The organism is Spirillospora albida (assembly GCF_000718255.1).
Taxonomy (GTDB): domain Bacteria; phylum Actinomycetota; class Actinomycetes; order Streptosporangiales; family Streptosporangiaceae; genus Spirillospora; species Spirillospora albida.
Window position 1 is genome coordinate 1 of the sequence record NZ_JOFJ01000091.1, and the last position, 215, is coordinate 215.

General features: G+C 58.6%; 1 rRNA gene. It reads right to left on the reverse strand.

The features are described 5' to 3' along the window. Nucleotides 1-97: ribosomal RNA gene (locus tag IE99_RS0128670) — 16S ribosomal RNA — on the reverse strand; the annotation flags it as partial. Between the last annotated feature and the right edge of the window lie 118 nt (nucleotides 98-215).

A 215-nucleotide genomic window follows, 5' to 3' on the forward strand; every position in this document is an offset into this window, starting at 1 on the left:
CCGCTCGAGTACCCCCGAAGGGGCCTTTCCGCTCGACTTGCATGTGTTAAGCACGCCGCCAGCGTTCGTCCTGAGCCAGGATCAAACTCTCCATTAAGGCCACAACGACCACCCCAGCCACAAAGAACCGAGGCGGCCAAACCTTGGAAACAATCCCGGCAATGCACCCCAAAGGATGCTTGCCTCAAAGAAATCCCCACCAACACGACCCCTCC